General features: G+C 41.4%; 2 protein-coding genes. Both read left to right on the top strand.

From position 1 onward, the window contains the following. Window positions 1-682, top strand: a 682-nt coding sequence (locus HMPREF1493_RS06440) for an ATP-binding cassette domain-containing protein (RefSeq protein WP_156921406.1), incomplete at its 5' end; no start/stop codon positions are given. Between the two features lie 19 nt (window positions 683-701). Then, a complete protein-coding gene (locus HMPREF1493_RS06435; RefSeq protein WP_035428778.1) occupies window positions 702-2,303 on the top strand; it encodes an ABC transporter transmembrane domain-containing protein in 1,602 nt (533 codons plus the stop codon). Window positions 2,304-2,322 lie beyond the last annotated feature (19 nt).

Genomic DNA, 2,322 nt, shown 5'->3' with positions numbered 1-2,322 from the left:
AGTTCATCTTGAGCGACTACAAAATACTTTCAAAGAATCCCAAGAGCCTTCAGGTTATGAGAAGCTTTGGAATTCTTCACTTAAACCAGCTGTAAAGATAGGAGAGGGAACTCTTTTAGCTACTCCAGAAGGACCAGAACTTTTCCATACACAAGCCCTCAGCATTCCACAAGGATCTCTCGTGGTGGTAAGAGGTTCCAATGGTTCAGGTAAGTCTTCTTTCGTAGATCTTTTGGCAGGCTGCTCTGATCCATCACTATTCAGTGGTGATATAGAGCTTTCGGATGATCTTAAAGACTGTTCTCGTTTTGCTCGTCCGGTACCTCTTGTAGAAGGAAGCCTTGCTGACAATATGTTTGGAGAAAAGATCGATCGTACGGTTTACAACTTGCTCAATTTTTCCTCTCTTGAGACGCATGCTTTTGACGGAAAAGAGGAGTCCGTTTCTTTGGGTGAGCGACAAAAAATTGGTCTTTTGAGAGCTCTATCCAGAAAACAAGGGGCACTTGTTTTGGATGAACCTCTACAGAATTTAGATGCGCCAACATCACAGAGGCTTTGTAGATATCTCACCAACCTCAAAGGTAGGCGGACTGTCATGGTGATTATGCACTCCGATGAACTAGATCAAGAAGCAGACGTTCTTCTCGATATCCAAGATGGCCAATTGCATGTGCGTTGATGTGGGAGAGGAGACAATAATGAATACTCGAACCAAATATAAGTTTAAAGTACCTTCATCTCTTGTCATTACAAAGAAAAATATCTTTTTAATAGTAGGATCAGTATTATCAACTGCTCTTTCTGTAGCTACGAGCTTGGTCTTAGGCTCAATAGTGAGCGCCGTTTCTCAAGAATCTTGGATGACTGGTAAAACGATTGCTTTTGTGGGGGTACTATTTCTTTCTCTCGTATCAGCAGTCCTTGTTCTTATATTTAAAGGATGGTTTCCTGTGCGTGCGGCGATTATCCAAAGAATGAGTTGTACTACGCAGGTTATACAAAGGGTTATTGAGATGCCGCCCCGTGTCTACAAAAAACATGAAAAAGGCTACTACATGAACCTCTTAAGCAGTTCTGCGACCATGTATGGATCTGTGTATAGTGCTGTGAATATTGCCATTTTGAGTTCTGTCGGATGTATCGTAGTGATTTTATTAGCGCTTCTTATTACCAATTATGTATATTTCATCGTAGTGCTTACCTATATTCCTATCTTATTTCTTGTGACAAGGGTTCCAGCCAAGCGGATTGCTGATTTACAGCGAAATATTATTCCAGCTCAAGATAGATATTTGAACGAATCAAAACGCATCGTAGAAAATAAAAGAGCTATCAATATTGCTCGAGCTGACGTCTTTTACAAAGAGAGATATCATGACATCGGTTCAAGGTACTTGGATTCCATAAAAAGATACCGGTTTAATGAGGGATTGAATGCGAAGATTCCAAGCAGTATGTGCTCTCTGCTGCAGATCATTATGCTTGCCCTAACCATTGAAATGTATCAGATCCATGTTGCGTCTGTAGGAGATATTTTTATCTCATATCAACTTTGCGCGTTGATTCAAAATCCTCTAGCGGAACTTTTTCAGTCAATCATGTTTGTAAAAGCAAATAAAGTTCATCTTGAGCGACTACAAAATACTTTCAAAGAATCCCAAGAGCCTTCAGGTTATGAGAAGCTTTGGAATTCTTCACTTAAACCAGCTGTAAAGATAGGAGAGGGAACTCTTTTAGCTACTCCAGAAGGACCAGAACTTTTCCATACACAAGCCCTCAGCATTCCACAAGGATCTCTCGTGGTGGTAAGAGGTTCCAATGGTTCAGGTAAGTCTTCTTTCGTAGATCTTTTGGCAGGCTGCTCTGATCCATCACTATTCAGTGGTGATATAGAGCTTTCGGATGATCTTAAAGACTGTTCTCGTTTTGCTCGTCCGGTACCTCTTGTAGAAGGAAGCCTTGCTGACAATATGTTTGGAGAAAAGATCGATCGTACGGTTTACAACTTGCTCAATTTTTCCTCTCTTGAGACGCATGCTTTTGACGGAAAAGAGGAGTCCGTTTCTTTGGGTGAGCGACAAAAAATTGGTCTTTTGAGAGCTCTATCCAGAAAACAAGGGGCACTTGTTTTGGATGAACCTCTACAGAATTTAGATGCGCCAACATCACAGAGGCTTTGTAGATATCTCACCAACCTCAAAGGTAGGCGGACTGTCATGGTGATTATGCACTCCGATGAACTAGATCAAGAAGCAGACGTTCTTCTCGATATCCAAGATGGCCAATTGCATGTGCGTTGATGTGGGAGAGGAGACAGAT

The organism is Atopobium sp. ICM42b, assembly GCA_000564995.1.
In the GTDB taxonomy this organism is placed as follows: Bacteria; Actinomycetota; Coriobacteriia; order Coriobacteriales; family Atopobiaceae; genus Lancefieldella.
This window is presented reverse-complemented; position numbering and strand designations above follow the sequence as displayed.

What these genes read in the sequence shown, in the direction of transcription:
- HMPREF1493_RS06435 (WP_035428778.1), top strand. Translation starts at nt 702, where the DNA reads ATGAATACTCGAACCAAATATAAGTTTAAAGTACCTTCATCTCTTGTC.